The following is a 21,040-nucleotide window of genomic DNA, read 5'->3' as shown; positions in this document are numbered from 1 at the left end:
CCCCGGGAGAAAGGAATACATATAACTATTTGATTAAAAAGATGTTTTTAGTGAGGTCGGCTTATGAACAAAGGTCTTTATCGCCTCGGAGAGTTCAAAGACAACTGTGGCTTCGGCCTGATGGCTCACATGCAGGGCCAGGCCAGTCATGACTTGTTGGAGAAGGCGATTGAAGCACTTGCTTGCATGACTCACCGCGGGGGTATCGCTGCGGACGGCAAGACGGGGGATGGCTGTGGTCTGCTGATGCAGAAACCTGACAGCTTCCTGCGTGCAGTCATGAAAGACGAGCAAGGCGTTGAACTGGGTGAAAACTATGCCGTGGGCATGGTGTTCCTGTCCCGTGAACCTGCATTGGCGGAGGCTGCTCGCCAGGAGCTGAATGCCGCTGTGGAGGCACAGGGACTTCAAGTCGCCGGTTGGCGTGAGGTTCCCACCGATGAAGGATGTCTGGGGCCGATCGCGAAGGATACACTGCCGCAAATCGAGCAGGTATTCATCAATTCAAATGGCAAAGACGATCGTGAATTTGCCGTTAGCCTCTTTACCGCCCGCCGCCTCACCGAAAACGCTCTCAATCAAGATCCCGATTTTTACATTTGCAGCCTGTCTGACAAGGTTCTGTCCTACAAGGGCCTGATGATGCCGGTAGATCTGCCGGTGTTCTATCAGGACCTGAACGATCCGCGTCTGGAAACGGCCATCTGTACCTATCACCAGCGTTTCTCGACCAACACGGCACCGCGCTGGCCGCTGGCCCAGCCGTTCCGCTTCCTGGCGCACAACGGTGAAATCAACACCATCGAAGGTAACCGTAACTGGGCACGTTCTCGTCGCACCAAGTTCGTTACCGAACAGCTGCCGAACCTGGACGAGCTGCAGCCGATCGTGAACACCACCGGCTCGGACTCCTCCAGCATGGATAACATGCTTGAGTTCCTGCTGGTAGGCGGCATGGACATCTATAAGGCTGTACGCATGATCGTACCGCCGGCATGGCAGAACGTTGAGACCATGGACTCCGATCTGCGTGCCTTCTATGACTACCACTCCATGCACATGGAGCCCTGGGATGGCCCCGCGGGCATGGTCATGACCGATGGTCGTTTCGCCGTGTGCATGCTGGACCGTAACGGTCTGCGCCCGTCTCGCTGGGTGATGACCCGTGACGGCTACATCTGTACTGCTTCCGAGATCGGTGTATTCGATTATGCGCCGGAAGATATCGTGTCTCAGGGCCGTGTGGGTCCGGGCCAGATGCTGTCTATCGACACCCAGACCGGTGAAGTGCTGCACACTGCGGATGTGGACAACAAGCTCAAGTCCGGTCATCCGTACAAGCAGTGGCTGAAAGACAACGCCATTCGTCTCGAACAGCACATGAACTTCGAGATGGAGTCCCAGTCCTTCCGTGAGATGTCTCCGGAAGAGACCAAGCAGTACATGAAGATGTTCCAGGTAACGTTCGAAGAGCGTGACCAGGTACTGCGTCCGCTGGGCGAGTCCGGTATGGAAGCCGTTGGCTCCATGGGTGATGACAAGCCGATGGCGGTTCTGTCCAACAAGGTACGTTCACCGTACGACTACTTCCGTCAGCAGTTTGCGCAGGTCACCAACCCGCCGATCGATCCGCTGCGTGAAGCGATCGTCATGTCACTGGAAACCTGCATCGGTGCCGAGCAGAACGTATTCGAGGAAACGCCGGGGCACGCCCGCCGTATTATCCTGACTACGCCTGTGCTGTCTGCCAACAAGTTCCGCTACCTGTGTGACTGCCCGCATGAAGGCTTCGAGTCACAGAAACTGGACCTGCACTACGATCCGGAAACCGGTCTGGAACAGGCAATCCGTAATCTGTGCGACCAGGCCGAAGAAGCGGCTCGCAGCGGCAAGGTACTGCTGATCCTGACCGATGCCTACCTGTCGCGCGGCAAACTGCCGATCCACGCGGCCATGGCGACCGGTGCTGTGCACCATCACCTGGTGGAAAAAGGTCTGCGTTGTGAAACCAACCTGATCGTTGAAACCGCGACTGCACGTGACCCGCATCATATGGCGGTTCTGTTCGGCTTCGGTGCCACGGCTGTTTACCCGTATCTGGCCTACCGCGTGCTCAACGACCTCTGCCGTACCGGCGAACTGGGTCTGGAGCCGATGCAGGCGCACGAGAACTACCGTAAGGGCATCAACAAGGGCCTGCTGAAGATCCTGTCCAAAATGGGTATCTCCACCATTGCCTCTTACCGTGCCGCACAGCTGTTCGAAGCAGTGGGCCTGTCCAGTGAAGTGGTCGACCTCTGCTTCCGTGGTGTCTGCAGCCGCATCGAAGGTGCGCGTTTTGCCGACTTCCAGGGCGAGCAGGCCGAGCTGGCCAAGCTGGCCTGGAGCGCGCGCAAGCCGATCCAGCAGGGTGGCCTGCTGAAGTACGTCCACGATGGCGAATACCACGCCTACAACCCGGATGTTGTTCGCACCATCCATGAAGCCGTAACTTCCGGTGATCAGCGTGCCTACGAGCGCTACGCCGAGCTGGTGAACAACCGTGGCGTTGCTACCCTGCGTGATCTGCTGGGCCTGAAGAAGGGGCTGAAGCCGGTACCGCTGGACGAAGTCGAGCCGGTTGAAAACATCTTCCCGCGTTTCGACAGTGCGGCCATGTCTCTGGGGGCTCTGTCTCCGGAAGCGCATGAAGCACTGGCGGTTGCCATGAACGAGCTGGGCGGTCGCTCCAACTCCGGTGAGGGCGGTGAAGACCCGGCCCGTCACGGCACCATGAAGCGCTCCAAGATCAAGCAGGTGGCGTCTGGCCGTTTCGGTGTGACACCGGAATACCTGATGAGCGCCGATGTCATGCAGATCAAGGTCGCTCAGGGTGCCAAGCCCGGTGAAGGCGGCCAGCTGCCGGGCGGCAAGGTCAACGACCTGATCGCGCGTCTGCGTTATTCCGTACCGGGCGTGACACTGATTTCGCCGCCGCCGCACCACGATATCTATTCCATCGAGGACCTGGCGCAGCTGATCTTTGACCTCAAGCAGATCAACCCTGAAGGTCTGGTATCCGTGAAACTGGTATCGCGCCCGGGTGTTGGCACCATCGCCTGTGGTGTGGCCAAGGCCTATGCGGACCTGATCACCATTTCCGGTTACGACGGCGGTACAGCTGCATCTCCGCTGACCTCCATCCACCATGCCGGTTCTCCCTGGGAGCTGGGTCTGGCCGATGCGCAGCAGGCACTGCGTGCCAACCAGTTGCGTGGCAAGATCCGCCTGCAGACAGACGGTGGTCTGAAGACTGGTCTGGATGTGGTCAAGGCCGCGATCCTGGGCGCCGAGAGCTTTGGTTTCGGTACCATGCCGATGGTTGCACTTGGCTGTAAATACCTGCGTATTTGCCACCTGAACAACTGTGCGACCGGTGTTGCAACCCAGCGTGAAGACCTGCGTAACGACCACTTCCGCGGTACCGTGGAAATGGTGAAGAACTTCTTCCGCTTCATCGCTGAAGAAACCCGCCAGCTGATGGCTCAGCTGGGCGTGCGCAGCTTTGACGAGCTGATTGGCCGTGTTGATCTGCTGGAAATCCTGGAAGGCACCACTGCCAAGCATGCCAACCTGGATCTGGAGCCGATCATCGGTAACGCCGGTGTACCGCAAGAGTATCCGCACACCTGCCAGCAGCCGCGCAATGAGCCTTATGATGCCGGTACGCTGAACACCGAAATGCTGGAGCTGGCACGCGATGCCATTGCCGGCAAGCAGGGCGGTGAGTGGACGCTGAAGATCACCAACTGCGACCGTTCTGTCGGTGCACGTACCTCCGGTGAAATTGCACGTCTGCACAGCAACCAGGGCATGAATGATGCGCCGATCACTTTCCGCTTCCAGGGTCACGCCGGTCAGTCCTTCGGTGTCTGGAACGCCGGTGGTCAGAACCTGCTGCTGGAAGGCGATGCCAACGACTATGTCGGCAAAGGCATGGCTGGCGGCAAAATCGTTGTGCGTCCGTTTGATGCCGTAACGTTCAAGTCCAACGAAACCGCCATCATCGGTAACACCTGTCTGTACGGTGCAACCAACGGCAAGCTGTTCGCAGCGGGCCGTGCCGGTGAGCGTTTCGGTGTGCGTAACTCCGGCTGTCACGCCGTGATTGAAGGCGCCGGCGACCACTGCTGTGAATACATGACCGGTGGTCTTGTCACAGTTCTGGGTGAAACCGGCTACAACTTCGGTGCTGGTATGACGGGCGGCTTCGCCTATGTGCTGGATATGGACAACAGCTTCGTGGACAAATACAACCACGAGCTGGTGGATATCCACCGCATCGGTACCGAGCAGATGGAAGCGTACAAGCACCACCTGCGCCTGGTGATCGAGGAGTTCACGGCAGAAACCGGAAGTGCCTGGGGTCAGGAGATCCTCGACAACTTCTATGACTTCTGCGGCAAGTTCTGGCTGGTTAAGCCCAAGGCAGCAAGCCTGAATGAACTTCTGAACACTGTGCGTGTACGTCCCGAGTAAGCACAGAGAACGACTAACAGCTGCACCTGCCTGCGGGCGGGTGCCGGACGAGGTGGTAAAATGACTAACCGTCTGAATAACGATTTTCAGTTTATCGATGTTGGCCGTCAGGGACCGGATAAAATCCCGGCGGGCGTGCGCAAACAGCAGTTTGCCGAGATCTACGAGCCGTTCAAGGAAAAGGACGTTGCCAACCAGTCACACCGTTGCCTGGAGTGCGGTAACCCGTACTGCGAATGGAAGTGCCCGGTACACAACTTCATCCCCAACTGGCTGAAGCTTGTCACCGAAGGCAACATCATGGAAGCGGTGGAACTGAGCCATCAGACCAACACCCTGCCGGAAGTGTGTGGCCGCGTGTGCCCGCAGGACCGTCTGTGTGAAGGTGCCTGTACGCTGAATGACGGCTTTGGTGCTGTCACCATCGGTTCTGTCGAGAAATACATTACGGACACCGCTTTCGCCATGGGCTGGAAGCCGGATATGTCCAAGGTGCAGTGGACCGACAAAAAGGTCGCGATCATTGGTTCCGGCCCGGCAGGTCTGGGTTGCGCCGATATTCTGGTGCGCAACGGCGTCAAGCCGGTGGTCTTTGACCGCAATCCTGAAATCGGTGGCCTGCTGACCTTCGGTATCCCGGAATTCAAGCTCGAAAAGAGCGTGATGAGCCGTCGCCGTGAAGTGTTCACCGAGATGGGTATCGAGTTCCGCCTCAACACTGACGTGGGCACCGATGTGACCATGCAGCAGTTGATGGACGAGTACGACGCCGTCTTTATGGGCATGGGTACCTACACCTACATGAAAGGTGGCTTCCCGGGTGAAGATCTGGACGGCGTTTACGATGCACTGCCGTTCCTGATCTCCAACGTGAACCACTGCCTGGGCTTCGAGAAAGACGCCTCCGAGTACATTAGCGTCAAAGGTCAGAAGGTTGTCGTCTTGGGTGGTGGTGACACCGCCATGGACTGTAACCGTACTTCTATCCGTCAGGGCGCCGAGTCAGTGACCTGTGCTTACCGTCGTGACGAAGAGAACATGCCGGGCTCCAAGCGCGAAGTGGAAAACGCGCGCGAAGAGGGTGTCCAGTTCCTGTTCAACCGTCAGCCGGTTGAAGTGGTCGGCGAAAACGGCAAGGTAACCGGTGTTAAGGTTGTGGCAACCCGCATGGGTGAGCCGGACGAAAATGGCCGCCGCCGCGCCGAAGTGGTACCGGGTTCTGAAGAAGTGCTGGACGCTGATGCCGTTCTGGTGGCCTTCGGCTTCCGTCCGAGCCCTGCGCCCTGGTTTGCCGATTTCGGTATCGACCTGCACGAAGATGGTCGTATCAAGACTCAGGCACAGCCGCAGGATGCGAATCGTTTTGCCTTCCAGACCAGCAACGACAAAGTCTTTGCCGGTGGTGATATGGTGCGCGGTTCCGACCTGGTAGTGACTGCTATCGATGAAGGCCGTAAGGCCGCTGAAGGCATCCTGGACTTCCTGGACGTCTGATATCAGCCAGCCAAAGGGCTAACAAAAAGGCCTAACAAAAAACCGGATGCTGTGATGGCATCCGGTTTTTTTGTGTCTGAAAAATGATGCTAAAAGCGTTATCGAGGCAGGCGGAACAAGGCAAAAACATGAGAGAAAGCGCAGTTTAGTCGATTAAATGAGCATTTTGATCATGTTTTTAACGATGTGCCGCCAACGTAGATAGCTTTTAGAAGCTGTCGATGGATTTGCTCAGATATAGCTCAAACCTCAGCGTCACCGCCCAGCGCGGGTCAAAATCGGAATCGCGTGGGAAGTGCAGCTCCGGGATAAGGTCCATGAACAAAATGCCCCTGTGGATATCACGGCGGTACCAGCTCTGCAGGTAGTAATTGTTGAAATGCGGGTCCGACAGGCTTTCCCCGACCATGATCAAGCCGTTGCGCAGGCTGCTACGGTCGTCCAGTTTGCGCGAGATATCGAAGCGCTGGGAAAACTCCAGCGTATCCTCTTCCTCCTGCCACTGGAACTTGGTGTAGGAACGCAGTGTGCGCCGCTCATCCAGCGGGCGTGTCAGTGACCAGCTGCTGCGTGCCGAGTAACCGTCACTATTGAACCAGGATGCGCGGTTGTTGCTGTTCAGTTGCCAGGGGCTGTCGGCAAACTGCCATTGGCGCTCACCGCTGACACGGACGTAAGGATCAATGGGCAAGCGCAGTTTGATACCAGCACCGTAGCGATAACTCCAGCGCTCACGCTTATCCGCCGGATCCAGTTTGGCAAGCCCCAGAATAGAGTTGTCATTTTCCACACGCTGACTGAGACGGGCATCCGTACCTTGCTCATCCAGTGTGCCCAGGGACTCCTCGGGATCACTTTCGATCAAAATGCGCAGGCGATCCTTGCTGGTGGGCAGGTCCAGACGAAAACGCAGGTTAAGATCGGTATCGAAACCTTCCGATTCCTGCCACAAGGACTCCTGGCTAATGCGCAGGTAAGACTCGTTGTCGATATCCAGACTTTCCGACGTACCAAAGAGGCTGTCCAGCCGGCGTGCTGAAGAATCCACCCAGCCACTCATTACTGTCTCTGCACGGTCCAGAGGTTCCGCCGCCCAGGCAGGAAGATCGGAAGGTTCTTCGGCCAATAATGGGGTTGGCAACAGGCAGGCCAGGACTGCAATTCGGCGTGCGGTTATTGTCATGGTGTGTTCCTTAACGCAGAGAGAGGCTGGTTCCGTCTCTTCAAATCAGTATAAGGCAATCAGTGATGATGGCCAGAGGCGTGTGCGTCCATCAGGTCTGTCAGTAGCCCTGTCTCTACCTGTACCACAGGCCAATGGTTGGATGATATTTGACCAGCTAGCTTGAAATAGGCCCCCTTTAAAAGTTTGAGGGTAGAATCATGAGCACCGTAATAGGCAGTGTTACTGCGATCACTGGCCAGGTTGTGGCCATTGATGCAGACGGCATTGAGCGCACCCTGGCGCTTGGCGATGCCATCATGGACCAAGACCTAATTCGTCCCGGCATGGATGCTCAAATTGAAATCTCGTTGGATAACGCCTCCGAACCCATCTTGCTCAATGGCGGCCAAAGCTGGCTGGCAACGACGGATGTATTCTCACCTGCAGATCAATTCCCGGCCAATGATGCCATAGCCGATGTTGAAGCGATTCAGGCTGCGTTGTTGGCGGGCCAGGACCCGACCGAAGTACTTGAGCCTACCGCAGCGGGTGCCCCGGCTGCCGGTGGTGCCGGACCGGGTGGTGGAAATGAAGGTGCTGACTTTGTTCAGCTCAACCGTACGGCAGATGAAACCACGCCCGAGGCAGGGTACGACACAGCCGGGTTGTCTTACACACCTCCTCCTGTTGGCGCGGAAGAAGGGCTTGTCGAAGATGAGCCTGCACCAGAGCCACCACCTCCAGCACCGCCAGTTGCAGAGCCAGAACCTGAGCCGGAACCTGAGCCTGAGCCTGAGCCTGAGCCTGAGCCTGAGCCTGAGCCTGAGCCTGAGCCTGAGCCTGAGCCTGAGCCTGAGCCTGAGCCTGAGCCTGAGCCAGAACCAGAACCAGAACCAGAACCAGAACCAGAACCAGAACCAGAACCAGAACCAGAACCTGAGCCTGAGCCTGAGCCCGAACCTGATGTAGTTGTGACCCTACAGCTATTTGCGGTAGTTGATGGTGAAAATGTTCCGGTGAATACCATCCATGAACCGGGCTATGGTGAGAATGAGGAAGGGCCGGGATATCCGACTTCAGGCACCTATATCGTACTGGCCGTTGATGAAGCCGGTTTGCCCCTGCCGTCGCAGCCGGGCGGAACGGTGACGGTCAATATTGGTGCTGAAGGCGATACGGCCGATGTTGAAGATTACAGTCCGGTTAGCAGCGTACCGGCGACCGTAGGTGTCGAGTTTGTTATTAATGCAGTCGATGATGCCCTGGCTGATAATGATGAGTTCTTTACGTTGTCACTCGGGGATGATTGGTCCAACCCGGTCGACGCAGATATCGTGAATTATGCTGAGGATGACGTCACGACAACGATTCTGGATGAAACCGACAATGATGATCCAGAGGATGACACCAGTACTGAAGATAACGACAGCGCATTCACTCTGATGGTTGTTGCCGCAGATGAAAATGGTACGCCTCTTACAGATGAGGGCGGTGACTATGTCATGGCCAATAACATCAGTGAAGACGGCCCAACCAGCGCCTACTATGTCGTCTTGGCTGTGGATGCTGAGGGGCAGGTGTTGAATCCCGGTGGTGAGGTTGATGTCGCTTTTATCAACAATGACCCCACATCAAATGCTGACTACACCACATCACCAGCCAGCGCGAGTGTTACCGTTGGTCAGGTCTTTTCATCAACAGCAGTTCAAGATCAGTTTGAGGACAGCGGCGAAACCTTCGATGTTGCACTGGTAGCCGGGACATATAGTGAAGATGCCGCCAATCCAGCCAGTGTTGAGCCTCAATTTGAAACGGTTGATTACAGTGAAGACGCTGTTGTCACAACGATTAATGATCTCATTATCCCTATTGGTGGCGACTCTGTGCCCTTGCTGGTCGATGAGGCAGTAAACGAAGACAGCGATCTGGATACGCTTTCATTCACTGCTGGCAGTTTGCCGCTTGACAGCTTTGCCTTCAGTGAGGAGCTGGATTCATTGAAGTCTGAGGCTGGACTGGAGTGGAACCGGGTAAGCGATACGGAAATCCGTGGCTCGGTTGGAAGTACGCTGGTTGTTACCCTGACGCTCACCGCCAGCGCGATAGCCGCAGGTGAAACCGGTAATGTCTCCATCGAAGCCGAGCTGGCATCGGGGGTTAACCTGCTCCACCCGGGAAGTATTGCCGGTGCAGAACAGCTGGACCTGGGGACCATTGATGTGCTGGCAAGTGACGGTGTGACAAGCGATGTAACCGGTACAGCTAGTTTGATGCTTCAGGACGATATCATCAAAATCACTGGTTTGGGTAATGCATACCTGGCCAACTCCGCTAACGCGGCTGTGACAGGGGATTTGGAAGTCGATGAAGGTGTCGATGGTATGGAAAGCCTCATCTTCTCGGTTGGTGGGGATATGCCATCTCTGAAAACGACTGATGGCAAGGATGTATCCTTTAACCAGCTGGGTGACGGCAGTCTGCAGGCTGTGGACTCCGATGACGCTCAAGTCTTCCTGTTGGAGGCGGATGATGATGGCAGTGGTTATACCCTGTCGCTGGATCAGGTTCTACAGGGGCCGTCGGTGACGACCGGTGTGCAAATAGATCGAGCAGCTTTGCTGGATGCCGGATCGCCAATTGAAGGTGAGATACCGGTTGTCTCCAATGGCGTAACTATCTACCTGATGCCGGTAGGTGGTGACCTTTTCCTCACCAATCCCTCCGGTGATGGCTATGGGATCGATAATAACCTGGTCAATGACGGAGAAGCGATTTCTTATCGTGTTGCTGACGGCGAGTTCTTCGAGAACATGTCATTTACGGTGGGTAATTTCTCAATCAGTGGTGAAGATGATGTCTTCTACTATCAGCGCTTTAATGGCGACTTGGCAGTTGATGCAGGGCCAGTTGGGATAGCCGCAACGGAGACTGGTGAAGATGGTGAGTATACGCTTGATATCCCTGATGATGGCGAGGTGTTCAACCGGATTGTAATTTCTGGATCAGACTACAAGGTTGTTTCCATGGATACGGATGTAATCCAGTTCAGCACACAGGACGTGATACTCGACTTTGCAGTGGACGTTAAGGATAACGACGGTGATGTGCATGGTGGTGACTTCCAGGTTGCGGTGGATACTTCTGGCGATAGTCAGTACATCACACTGGATGATCCGACACTGGATACACTGGTAACGACACCACCGAATCAGGTAGATAGCTGATTATCGTTGGTGCCGTGAACATAAAAGCCCGGCTTGTATGTCGGGCTTTTGTTTCCCGCGAACTCACTACACTTCTCATTCACATAACTGCTTTGTAGAGTAAATGGCTGACATGGAGGGAGGAGCAATGGATGCATTACAACATCAGCGACAATACATCGCATCACAGAAGGGGTCAGCAATGCAGATACTGAACCACCATCCACTTGTGATGACTTTGGACAACATCCTTACTCCTGATGAAGCTTCTGGTTTAATTGAGTTGGCCAGAGAAAAGCTTGATCGGGCCAGGGTATCCTTCGATAACGCTTATGGTGTAACCGATGGCCGCTCCGGCCAAAACTGCTGGCTCCGTTATGCTGATTATCCGCTTGCCAAACAGATTGGTAACCGTATTGCCAAGCTGGCTGGCATACCACTGGAAAATGCGGAATCGTTGCAGGTACTGCATTACGGTCCTGAGCAGGAGTACCGCGCCCACTATGACGCCTATGACTTGTCCACTGCTCGTGGTCAGCGGTGTTGCCGGTATGGCGGTCAAAGGCTCGTTACAGCTTTGGTCTATCTAAACGCAGTTGAAGAAGGTGGAGGGACTTCTTTTCCCCGTCTTGGTTTGGAAGTAAACCCCGCCCCTGGCCGTATGGTGCTGTTTCAAAACACGGATGAAGATGTCACCAAACCTCATCGAGACAGTCTGCACGCTGGGATGCCGGTCACCCAAGGAGAAAAATGGGCCTTCAACATCTGGTTTCATGTACGGCCCATGAGAGAGAAACAGGTATTTGAAGCGCTTGAAAATGCCTAGCGGCATGGGAGGAGCCTGAAAATTTGCTAATGCTTGTCCTCCTCCCTCATAGACTCTACTGATCCCCGAGTACCAGTCTCACCTTCAATGATGTCTATGTGCTTTAACAATCTGCACTAGGAATTTTTCTACATGTACCAGAGTACACTATTCAAACGAACGTTTACTCTCTAGCTTAATGCAATCTGAACAAAAGCCTCGGAGGGTAAAAAGATGAGTACCGTCATTGGTAGTGTGAGTGCGATATCGGGTCGAGTCATCGCCATCGACGCGTCAGGCAACGAACGTGTGCTGGCGCTTGGCGATGTCATCATGGAACAGGATGTGATTCGACCGAGCGCTGATGCTCAGGTTGAGATCTCATTAGACAATTCAGCTGAAGCCATCGTATTGAATGGTGGACAGAGCTGGTTGGCCACCGCTGATACTTTTACCCCCACTGGGCAATTCCAGGTTGATAATGCAATAGCTGATGTCGATGCGATTCAGGCTGCGCTGTTGGCGGGGCAGGACCCGACCGAAATCCTTGAACCTACGGCTGCAGGTGCTCCTGCTGCCGGTGGTGGCACAGGTGGGAACGAAGGTGCAGACTTTGTTCAGCTGGAAGCCACCCGTAATGAAACGACCCCGGAAGCCGGCTATGAAACCGAAGGTCTCTCCTTTGCTCCTTCGGCTTTGGGTGAAGAAGAGCCCCAGCTGCTGGAAGGTGAGCCAGCACCAGAGCCGGCTCCTGAGCCTGAGCCTGAGCCTGAGCCGGAACCTGAGCCCGAGCCTGAGCCGGAACCCGAGCCCGAACCCGAACCCGAACCCGAACCTGAGCCCGAGCCCGAGCCCGAGCCCGAGCCCGAGCCCGAGCCCGAGCCCGAGCCCGAGCCCGAGCCAGAATTACCGACAGTCGCAATCAGCGTTGACCCGCTGGAAGTGGCTGAAGGTGATGTAGACGGCACTCCGGAAGGTGGCACGCTGACCTACACCGTGAGTCTGAGCAACCCGTCAGCGACCGATACCAAGGTGTATGTTGAGCTGAGCGGTCAGGCGCTCGAAAACACCGACTACACCGCCTCGGGCCTGTCCCAGGATGCGGATGGTTACTATGTGACTATTGACGCGGGTGATACCAGCACCACGTTCACGGCCGAGAGCACCCCGGACGATACCTATGAAGGTGCCGAGACCGTGGTTGCCACGATTAGCAACGCGACCACCAACGGTGGTGACGATGATTTGGTGATCACCACGGATGAAGCAACCGGCAGCATCGTGGATGACAATGACGACCTGGACAGCGACCTGCCGACAGTCGCAATCAGCGTTGACCCGCTGGAAGTGGCTGAAGGTGATGTAGACGGCACTCCGGAAGGTGGCACGCTGACCTACACCGTGAGTCTGAGCAACCCGTCAGCGACCGATACCAAGGTGTATGTTGAGCTGAGCGGTCAGGCGCTCGAAAACACCGACTACACCGCCTCGGGCCTGTCCCAGGATGCGGATGGTTACTATGTGACTATTGACGCGGGTGATACCAGCACCACGTTCACGGCCGAGAGCACCCCGGACGATACCTATGAAGGTGCCGAGACCGTGGTTGCCACGATTAGCAACGCGACCACCAACGGTGGTGACGATGATTTGGTGATCACCACGGATGAAGCAACCGGCACTATTCTGGATGACGACTCGATCCCGACTATCGGCGATGGCTCAGTTGTAGTGTCCGAAGAAGGCCTGAATATTCCGGCTGAAGATAAAGTAGGTCTGGAAGATGCAGATGCCGGTTCGGGATATACGGATCAAACAAACGATGCCAGCGACTCGGGATCGCTCACAATTACTGGCAATGGCACAGCTGCGCTGACTGTCGCAATTGATTTGAGCAGCCTGCCAACAGGGCTTGAGTCTGGTGGTGAGTCTATCAGCTGGGCGTACGAGCCAGGTAATGAAGCGGTTGCCATTGGCTCCACTGCCGCAGGCACTGAAGTGATCAGGGTTGAGCTGAATGGTGGTGACGAGAGCGTTAATACAGCAGGCTCTACGCCTCCAGGCAGCATTGGCTACTCTGTTTCGCTGAGTCAGCCTGTCGACCATGGTGTGAACAGCCTGGAAGATACCCTCAGCTTTGACTTTGATGTCTCGATTTCTGATGGCAGTAATACATCTGTTGATACGGGTACTGTTTCGGTCACTATCGAAGACGACATGCCCGCAGAGAAAAATGATTCGAACACACTTGAAGTTCAAATCAATGATGTAGAAATTGGCGAGCTGCAGACGTCCTGGTCCAACCCTCAAGGCGGAGATTCGGGGGCTCAGGACATTGAGAATGGTGCTCCGGGTCAGGATGATGTCATTAGTTGGGACCCATCAAACTACACCTTCGATGACAATAATAGTTTGATTAACAACCAGAACGTTGCGGTGAATTCTACGTTCGAAATCGGTGAGTTTACGCACAATAATTACCCGACAGATACAGGTAATGCGATTAGCTCAGTGGATCTGGACTTGTCGTTTAATGTTGTGATTAACGGATATGTTGCCACGGTTAATCATACAATCAGTTTCGAACATGATGAGACTCCTAACAGTGGCTCTGACCCTCGAGACATCGTTACCATCAGCAACGCAAGCACAATTGTGCCGGTCACTATCACCACACCTGAAGGTGAAGAGACCTATAACTTTGAAATCATAGGCTTTGTGGATGGCAGCGGGAATGTTGTTGACACGGTTTACACCGATGAAAACGCATCCAATAGCTTCCAGTTGATGGGACAACTTGTCTCTTCGGATGCACCAGAGGTAACAGGCCAAGTTGACTTTGGCTTTGGTGCTGATGGCCCCGCTGACGCGAACTCTGTCGAATGGGACGGCATTGCCAACGGTATGATTCAGGGTAACTACGGTGTACTGACCGTTGATGACGAAGGTAACTACAGCTACCAATTGGATCAGGATGCTTATGACTCACTGAGTCCAGGTGACGAACCAGTTGACAGCTTCACCTACACGGTAATGGATGCCGATGGTGATAGTGTCGAATCTACCCTTGCTATAAACATTAATGCGATTGCTGCACCGCAGGCACCAGACCTGCTGCCGGAAGGTGAAGATGAAACTGTAGATTTGGAAGTGGGTGCAACCACTACCAACTTGTTGCTCACCCTTGATGTTTCAGGGTCCATGGATGAAAACGTATCCGGTACTGGTAAAACGCGCTTTGAAATTGCCCAGGAATCTCTGGTTTCGACCATTCAAGCTTATCAGTCTATGGGCGAAACAGAAGTGAACCTTACACTGTTTGCCTCAAGCGCTTACAGCCCTGGCTGGATGAATGCGGCTGATGCCATCGAGTACATCAATGGGCTTGACGTTAATTACTGGAATGGTGCCTATTATAACGGCAGCCCTCTGAATATCGGCTCGAGCACAGACTACCGAGATGCTCTAGATGCCACAGAAACGGTCAGTTTCTCGGGGCGTACTGCAGACCAGACAATTGCCTACTTTCTTTCTGATGGCAACCCGACTCAAAACCAAGATGATGTTGACAGTGACTACGACTCAACGATCCAGGACTGGAAAGAGTTTATTGAAGGAAATGATGCTGAACTCCAGGGCAATGTGGACAAGTTGTTTGTTGTGGGTATCGGCAACAATGTATCAGGCACGTACCTCGACATAGTTCAGGTACAGGAGGGTGAGTCACCGATTATTGTCAGCGATGAAACCCAGCTGGTTGATACGTTGACCAATACGGCGACTGCATCTGTAAGTGGTGATGTATCCGATAACGTGACAGGCGGTGATGGGGACATCAGTATTGATAGCATCACCTTGTATGGCGTTATTTACACCGCAGATGGCAGCAATGGAACAGTTCAATTCCCAAGTGAAGGAGTTGAGCTTGACGGTCAGGGAACCCTGAGCTTTGACTTCAACACTGGACAGTACACCTACAGCGTACAGCCTGGTGAGTTCTGGGAAGGACTTACAACCAAGCAGTTCTCGGTAACAGTATCGGATCAAGATGGAGACGAAGCATCATTTGATGTGAATATTGAAGTTTCAGCCGTGGACCCGGTTGCATCGACTCCAGAGCTGGATGGTGATATCCAGCTGGAAACCGGGGCGGGTCTTCATGATGAAGATTCGACTTACTTGTCTGGAGGGCCTCTTGGCGGTGTAGAGTCTATGACCTACGGGCCTGCCAGCGGTGCCGTGAACAGTTTCAGTGTAGAAGTTAGCGCATTCAACGGACAGGACCAGGGCAAGATTGAATTGTTTAAGGCTGGGCAACTGATTCAATCCTTTAGTGTTTCCAACGGTATAAACAGCGGTACGAACTTGCCTGACTTCGATACTTTGAAAGTCAGTTGGATTTCAGGGAATAACGACAGAGGTTTCTTTGTGGAGCAGGTTGATCTCACGCCTGCTGTTCTTGAATATGACCTGGACATGTCAGCTGCACTGACTGACCTGGATAACTCCGAAACTCTTAGCGACATTACCGTAGATGGCTTGCCCACAGGCACTTCAATTACGGGCACTGGTGTAACCGCTAATGCTGATGGCACCTATACGGTGGCCTTGAATGCCAGTGGCGAAGCTGAAAATGATGTCAAATTGCTATCCAACCGTCAGCTGACAGATGCCGAGCTGGAAAGCATTACGATCTCTGTTACCTCAACTGAAAGCAGCACAGGTCATCAAAACACGGTTACCGCAACCCTGGTTGATGGCATAGTGGCGGGTGTGGCTTACCTCACATCCTCCGGCCTCAGCGGCATGACAGATGAGAACGGCAGCTTCGAATACCGTGAAGGTGACTCCGTGACCTTCCTGGTGGGTAATGTCGTAGTCGGTACCGCCTCTGCTGCTGATGTCGCCAATGGCCAGGTGTTCCTGCAGGATCTGGCCAATGTAGACCGCTCGGATTTGAACAACGAATACGTCGAAAACATGGCCGTCTTCCTGCAGTCGCTGGACTCTGATGGCAACGCTGCCAACGGCATCAGCATCAGTGCTGCAACCCACGCAGCGTTGTCAGACGCCAACCTGAACTTGCAGGCGGCTTCTGAAGCTGAGCTGAAAGCGCTGATCGATCAGTTGGGTCAGTCTTATGTGTCTGAAGAAGAGGCCATGGCGCATGTGCGTGAGATGTTGGAGCAATACGCCGGCATCACCGAGTTTGATGATCACGTAGATGACTCCATTGAAACCGGCACGCTGGCTACTGAGCCGGTTACCGGCCTGACTTATCAGACCAGCTCTGGTATCGCAGGTGAGCTTGATGCAGGCGTGTTCGAATATGACGCAGGTGATGTTGTATCCATCTACGCCGATGATCAGCTGGTAGCCGAGTTCGATTCATCCCTGATCGGATCTGATGATGTGATCACCTTTGATGAAGCAGGCTTTAGCCTGACATGGGATGAGCTTCAGGAGCTGCTGGCTGGCGGTTCGGCTGATGAGCTGGACGAAACAGGCTCGGCAGCGGACGCTGAAACAGACGGTGAAAATTCAGAGGTTCTGAAGGAAGGCGATGAACCCGAAGCCTCAGGCTCTGAAGATGAGAGCTCTGACACTGAAGGTGAGGAACCTGTCGCTGATGAAGCCGAAGGTTCGGATGAAGGTAATGCTGAACAGGAGTCTGAAGAACCTGTTGCTGCAGGAGATGAGCTGGAAGAGGAGCCTGTAGCTGAAGAGATAGAACCTTCCGCTCCAGAAAATGTAAGCGACTCTGAAGATCAGAATGACGATGAAGTCAGCCTGTTGGATGATGGCGGTGATATCTTTGGCGTAGTTGCTGAAGATGAGCCGTCATCTGATGACGAGGAGACTGAGTCTGAAGGTGCTGGCGAGGATGAGGTAGAAACTTCAACAGAGTCTGAATCTGGTCAGCAGGAAGGTGAAGTGCTGCAGGCAGCTGATCTTTTCGAAGAGGAGCAAGGTGACAACCTTGATAATCTGTTGGGCAGCGATGAACCCTCAGAAGACGAAGGTGAGTCCGGCGGAGAAGAACAGCCACAAAATCCGCAGCAGGAAAATGTGGATGGCCTGGTCGACAATGCTGCACTGATGGATAACCTGGTGAGCACACCGGATACTTCGTCAGACCTTTAAACCCTGTTGGGTAAGTGAGAGCCGGCCTTAGTGCCGGCTCTTTTTTTGCAAAGTTACGGGCCTGATTGAGCTGTATGTCTTTGCTGTGATTGGACCGTTTTAAGTTCATATTCAGCCGGGGTGCTTTCACTTTGCTGGACTCACCAACACCCAACCGTTATCCTTTTGGCGTCAAAAAAGGTAAGCAAACTGCGGAGAAACAGCATTGAGTACGCCGGAGAATAATCAGCGAAATACCGGGCGTTCAGAGGTCTTGTCACCGGAACGACATGGGTCACTGCGCTTCCACAAGGCCAATAATTTTGCTTTTGCGGCAGAATGGCTTTATGTGCCGGTGCATTATAAGGAAGCAGGCCGACTGGCGCGTCAGTTTCCGGTGCTTTTTTATCCGTTGCCTTCTGGCGGCGTCATGCCGTGCATGCTGTTGAAAACAAAAGGTAAATATGCACTGAGTGCGCAAATGAATTGGCAAGGGAGTGTCCTGCCTGATGTGATGCGTCTCTATCCATTTGGGTTCAGCAAACTGGAGAACGGCCTTACAAGTTTAGCCCTGTATCCAGCTGCCCCCCACTTTTCCGGTAAGGGTGAAAAAATCATCACCTCTAAAGGTAAACCGACACAGAGAATGCGCGGTATTATCAAACAGTTGATGCCGGTGGAGAAGGCGTTTGAGCAGACGCAGCCGCTCATGAAAGAATTGCTGGCCTTGAAAGTACTCCAGCCAATGACATTTTCGCTAAGAAGGGGGGACGGTAAGCGCTCCAGAATTACTCTGCTGGCTTGTCCAGATTTTAGTGTGATCAAGAATAAATCACTTTCGTCTGACTTGAGAACGTTGCTTTATATTCATCAGCAATCCTGCCGCAGCCTGTTTAAACAGATCAAAACGGCAGATACCCCTGAACAGTCAGCTGAAGCCAGGCCTGCCACTGTTAAAAACAAGCCAGCTGACAAGTCTGCAGCCAAGTCGAAAACATCGGATGCCGTTGATGTTAAAGACATGATCAAAAGCGCCTGCGACCGTTTTGGTGTCAGCCTCGATGACCTGCGCAGCCGCAAGCGCAGTGATGCAATTAAACGTGCCCGTGAAGCGCTCGCAACCGATGCCAGTGCATGTGATTGTCTGCCGGAGCTGGCCATTCAGCTTGAGCGTTCCGTGGATACCATCAAGAAGTGGGTCTGACCCAGGTTGAGTTGTTGTAATGCAGTTAACACGTTTGACGACCCAGTATGTCGAAAATGAAGACCGCTTCCTCATCAGTGCTGATTCAGAAGTGGGAGTGGTTAAACTCTGGCTGACACAGCGACTCCTGAAACGGCTGTTACCCCACCTGATTGATTGGGTGGGGCGGTCGTCTGAAACAGTTCTTACAGAACAGTCACAGTCATCAGCTCATACTGAGAATGCACAGTCGCCACAGGACAAGGCTGGCGATACCGAACCTGATGCTGGAAGTAACGACAGTAATCAACAAGCGGCTTCTCAAATGGTGGCACAGTACCGCAAGCCGGTTCAGGGTGTTGACGCTGAAAAAGCCGTCATGAGCTGTTTGGTACATACGCTTAAATTTCAGCCGCGTGATAAGATACTTCGCATACAGTTTGAATTGCCGGATGATGAGGCAGTTCTGCTGTTACAGGAAGAGCATGCGCGTATCTGGCTGGGAGTGTTATACCGACACTGGCAGCAGGCGCAATGGCCGGATATCTGGCCCGAATGGATGAAACAGGCTCAGCGAATGCGCCCCACGGCGCCTGCAACGCTGATGCACTAGAGTGTCGCGGAATGACCGAAAAAGAGCAGCGCATCGTACTGGGATACTTGCGCCAATGCCCGCTGTTCCAGGAACTCAGCGAAGAGCGGCTGCTTTGGATTGTACCCCAGCTCAAATTACGCCAGGTTCAGCGCGAAGAAACCGTGCTGGGTATGGGGGACCCTTCTGATGCGATGGGGCTGTTGTTTCGTGGCCAGCTGAAAGCGGTTGCCTACTCCAATAGCGGTCGCGAGATCGGCTTTTCCATGATTCACCCCGTTCAGCACTTTGGCGAGCTGTCGTTGATCGATGGCCAGCCTCGCTCAGCTGCCGTGCTGGCCGTTGAATCCTCTCTGGTCGCCTTTTTGCCCCGCAAACCCGCTGTTGAATTGATGATCAACGAACCCAGAGTATCAGCGCGCATGATGGTCGCGTTGACGCAACTGGTGCGTCGCTGTAATCAGCAAATCATGCTGCTTGGGTATCAGCACGCGCATAGCCGTGTCTGCTCGCTGTTGCTTCGCTGTCGAACAGAGGAGTCCGAAGAAGGACTCAAGGTGCTTGATTTTCCGTCTCAGCGGGAGGTGGCAAGCCTGACCAATACCAGCCGTGAAACCGTCTCGCGTGTCATCGGGCAGTTACAGGAAGCGGGTATTGTCATGAAGAAAGGCCGTCAGCTCTGGATTTGCGACCAGCCTCGCCTGGAGAAGCGGATGTTGGAGGGGCGTGAGTAGACCTGTACACTCCTTTCACACTCCACCACCTTAATCTGTAACACGCCTTCGGACTCCTCATGCAATCATCCAACATTCAATATTTGCCCAGGCTGGATCATCTGCGTGGCCTGGCGGCCATGATTGTTTTTACCTACCACCTGTACCACCACTTTTACCACAGCTGGCAACCCAATCCGGATGCCTGGTACCTGGGGTTGATGGTTGAAGGGCATACCGGTGTTGGTCTCTTTTTCGTGTTGTCCGGTTTTATTTTCATGCTGATCAGCCTGAAAAATGGTGAGATCCGTTACGGCGATTTCATGCGTAACCGCTTCCTGCGTATTTTCCCGCTGTTTCTGTTTGTGTTTTTTGTCGCCATTTCCATCGGTCGCAACAACTTTGGTGCCGCTGATGTGTTGTACCTGTTTTTCTCCAACCTGGGTCAGGCCCCCACGTCGGGCAGCTTTATTACAGGGGCGGCCTGGACCATTTCGGTTGAATTTACCTTCTATGCCATTTTCCCGTTTCTGGCGATGGCTGTGGCAGACAAGGGGGCAACCTATCTGTCTCGGCTGGTCTTGATTTTGCTGCTGTTTAAGCTGGGGGCCTACTTTATTAATGAAGCGCCCAAGCACATGCTCTATTCCACCCTCCTGGGACGGCTGGATCAGTTCCTGATCGGCATGATGGCGGCAATGGTCTATCAGCGGGCGCAGGAAAAGAGATGGCTGCAGCAGTGGTACTGGCTGCCACTATCGCTGTTGGCTGTGTGGGCGGGTGTAGGAGCCATGGCCCATTTCTTCAGCTATCAGGCCCAGGAGCAGCATGAACCCTGGTGGGTGATCTGGCCAACACTTGAGGCTCTGCTGTGGGCAGGTGTGTGTCTGGCCTACCTGTGTACCAGTGTGCAACTGCCTAAATTTTTGAATTGGGTATTAGAGCTAATGGGTCAGGTTAGTTACTCCTGGTACCTGCTGCATGCGTTGGTCCTTTGGCTCTGGAGCCAGTTGCTGGGGCCGTTGAGCCTGGGCAGTTTCTGGATTGATCTGCCCTTGAATATGCTTGTGGTAGGAAGCCTGAGCCTGGCTTTCGCCAAACTGTCTTATCACACACTGGAAGAGCCGTTTCTGGGCATGCGTAGACGCTACACAGAATAGGAATACTGTATAAAGCAAGACTGATGATCTGTGTCTTTATTTGCAGCGGTTATTAGTATGCATAGGACTAAAGAACTGAGGGTA

The 21,040-nt window shown here is 53.9% G+C and carries 10 protein-coding genes; 9 read left to right on the top strand and 1 reads right to left on the bottom strand.

What is annotated here, in order from left to right; all coding sequences use genetic code 11:
• Positions 1-63: 63 nt before the first annotated feature.
• A complete protein-coding gene (gltB, locus tag BW956_RS18860; RefSeq protein WP_076465320.1) occupies positions 64-4,518 on the top strand; it encodes a glutamate synthase large subunit in 4,455 nt (1,484 codons plus the stop codon).
• Between the two features lie 60 nt (positions 4,519-4,578).
• Entirely contained in the window at positions 4,579-6,012 is a 1,434-nt protein-coding gene (locus BW956_RS18855) for an FAD-dependent oxidoreductase (RefSeq protein ID WP_076465317.1), read from the top strand.
• A 208-nt stretch (positions 6,013-6,220) separates the two neighbouring features.
• Here the strand turns inward: BW956_RS18855 and BW956_RS18850 are convergent, their stop codons facing one another.
• Positions 6,221-7,195, bottom strand: coding sequence for a hypothetical protein (locus BW956_RS18850; RefSeq protein WP_076465314.1), 975 nt, complete (start codon positions 7,193-7,195; stop codon positions 6,221-6,223).
• 200 nt (positions 7,196-7,395) lie between these two features.
• Here BW956_RS18850 and BW956_RS22320 point away from each other — a divergent pair, with 200 nt between their 5' ends.
• The 7 genes from BW956_RS22320 to BW956_RS18815 all read left to right on the top strand — a co-directional run bounded on the left by BW956_RS22320 (position 7,396) and on the right by BW956_RS18815 (position 20,956).
• Positions 7,396-10,401, top strand: a complete 3,006-nt coding sequence (locus tag BW956_RS22320) for a retention module-containing protein (protein WP_076465311.1) — start codon at positions 7,396-7,398, stop codon at positions 10,399-10,401.
• 181 nt (positions 10,402-10,582) lie between these two features.
• Complete coding sequence (locus tag BW956_RS18840) at positions 10,583-11,206, top strand: prolyl hydroxylase family protein (RefSeq protein ID WP_175612044.1); 624 nt, start codon at positions 10,583-10,585, stop codon at positions 11,204-11,206.
• 213 nt (positions 11,207-11,419) lie between these two features.
• A complete protein-coding gene (locus BW956_RS18835) occupies positions 11,420-17,329 on the top strand; it encodes a retention module-containing protein (RefSeq protein WP_076465306.1) in 5,910 nt (1,969 codons plus the stop codon).
• A 205-nt stretch (positions 17,330-17,534) separates the two neighbouring features.
• Positions 17,535-18,512, top strand: coding sequence for a SapC family protein (locus BW956_RS18830; protein WP_083703149.1), 978 nt, complete (start codon positions 17,535-17,537; stop codon positions 18,510-18,512).
• 19 nt (positions 18,513-18,531) lie between these two features.
• Positions 18,532-19,104, top strand: a complete 573-nt coding sequence (locus tag BW956_RS18825) for a hypothetical protein (protein WP_076465302.1) — start codon at positions 18,532-18,534, stop codon at positions 19,102-19,104.
• Positions 19,105-19,115: 11 nt separating this feature from the next.
• Positions 19,116-19,817 carry a Crp/Fnr family transcriptional regulator gene (locus BW956_RS18820; RefSeq protein ID WP_076465301.1) on the top strand — a complete coding sequence of 234 codons (702 nt, stop codon included), beginning with the start codon at positions 19,116-19,118 and terminating at the stop codon, positions 19,815-19,817.
• 59 nt (positions 19,818-19,876) lie between these two features.
• The gene (locus tag BW956_RS18815) at positions 19,877-20,956 is read left to right on the top strand and encodes an acyltransferase family protein (RefSeq protein WP_076465299.1); all 1,080 of its coding nucleotides are present in this window, start codon (positions 19,877-19,879) and stop codon (positions 20,954-20,956) included.
• The last annotated feature ends 84 nt before the right edge of the window (positions 20,957-21,040 follow it).

The organism is Marinobacterium stanieri (genome assembly GCF_900155945.1).
Lineage (GTDB): Bacteria > Pseudomonadota > Gammaproteobacteria > Pseudomonadales > Balneatricaceae > Marinobacterium > Marinobacterium stanieri.
The sequence above is the reverse complement of the archived record's forward strand: the minus strand, read 5'-3'. Positions and strand labels throughout refer to the sequence as shown.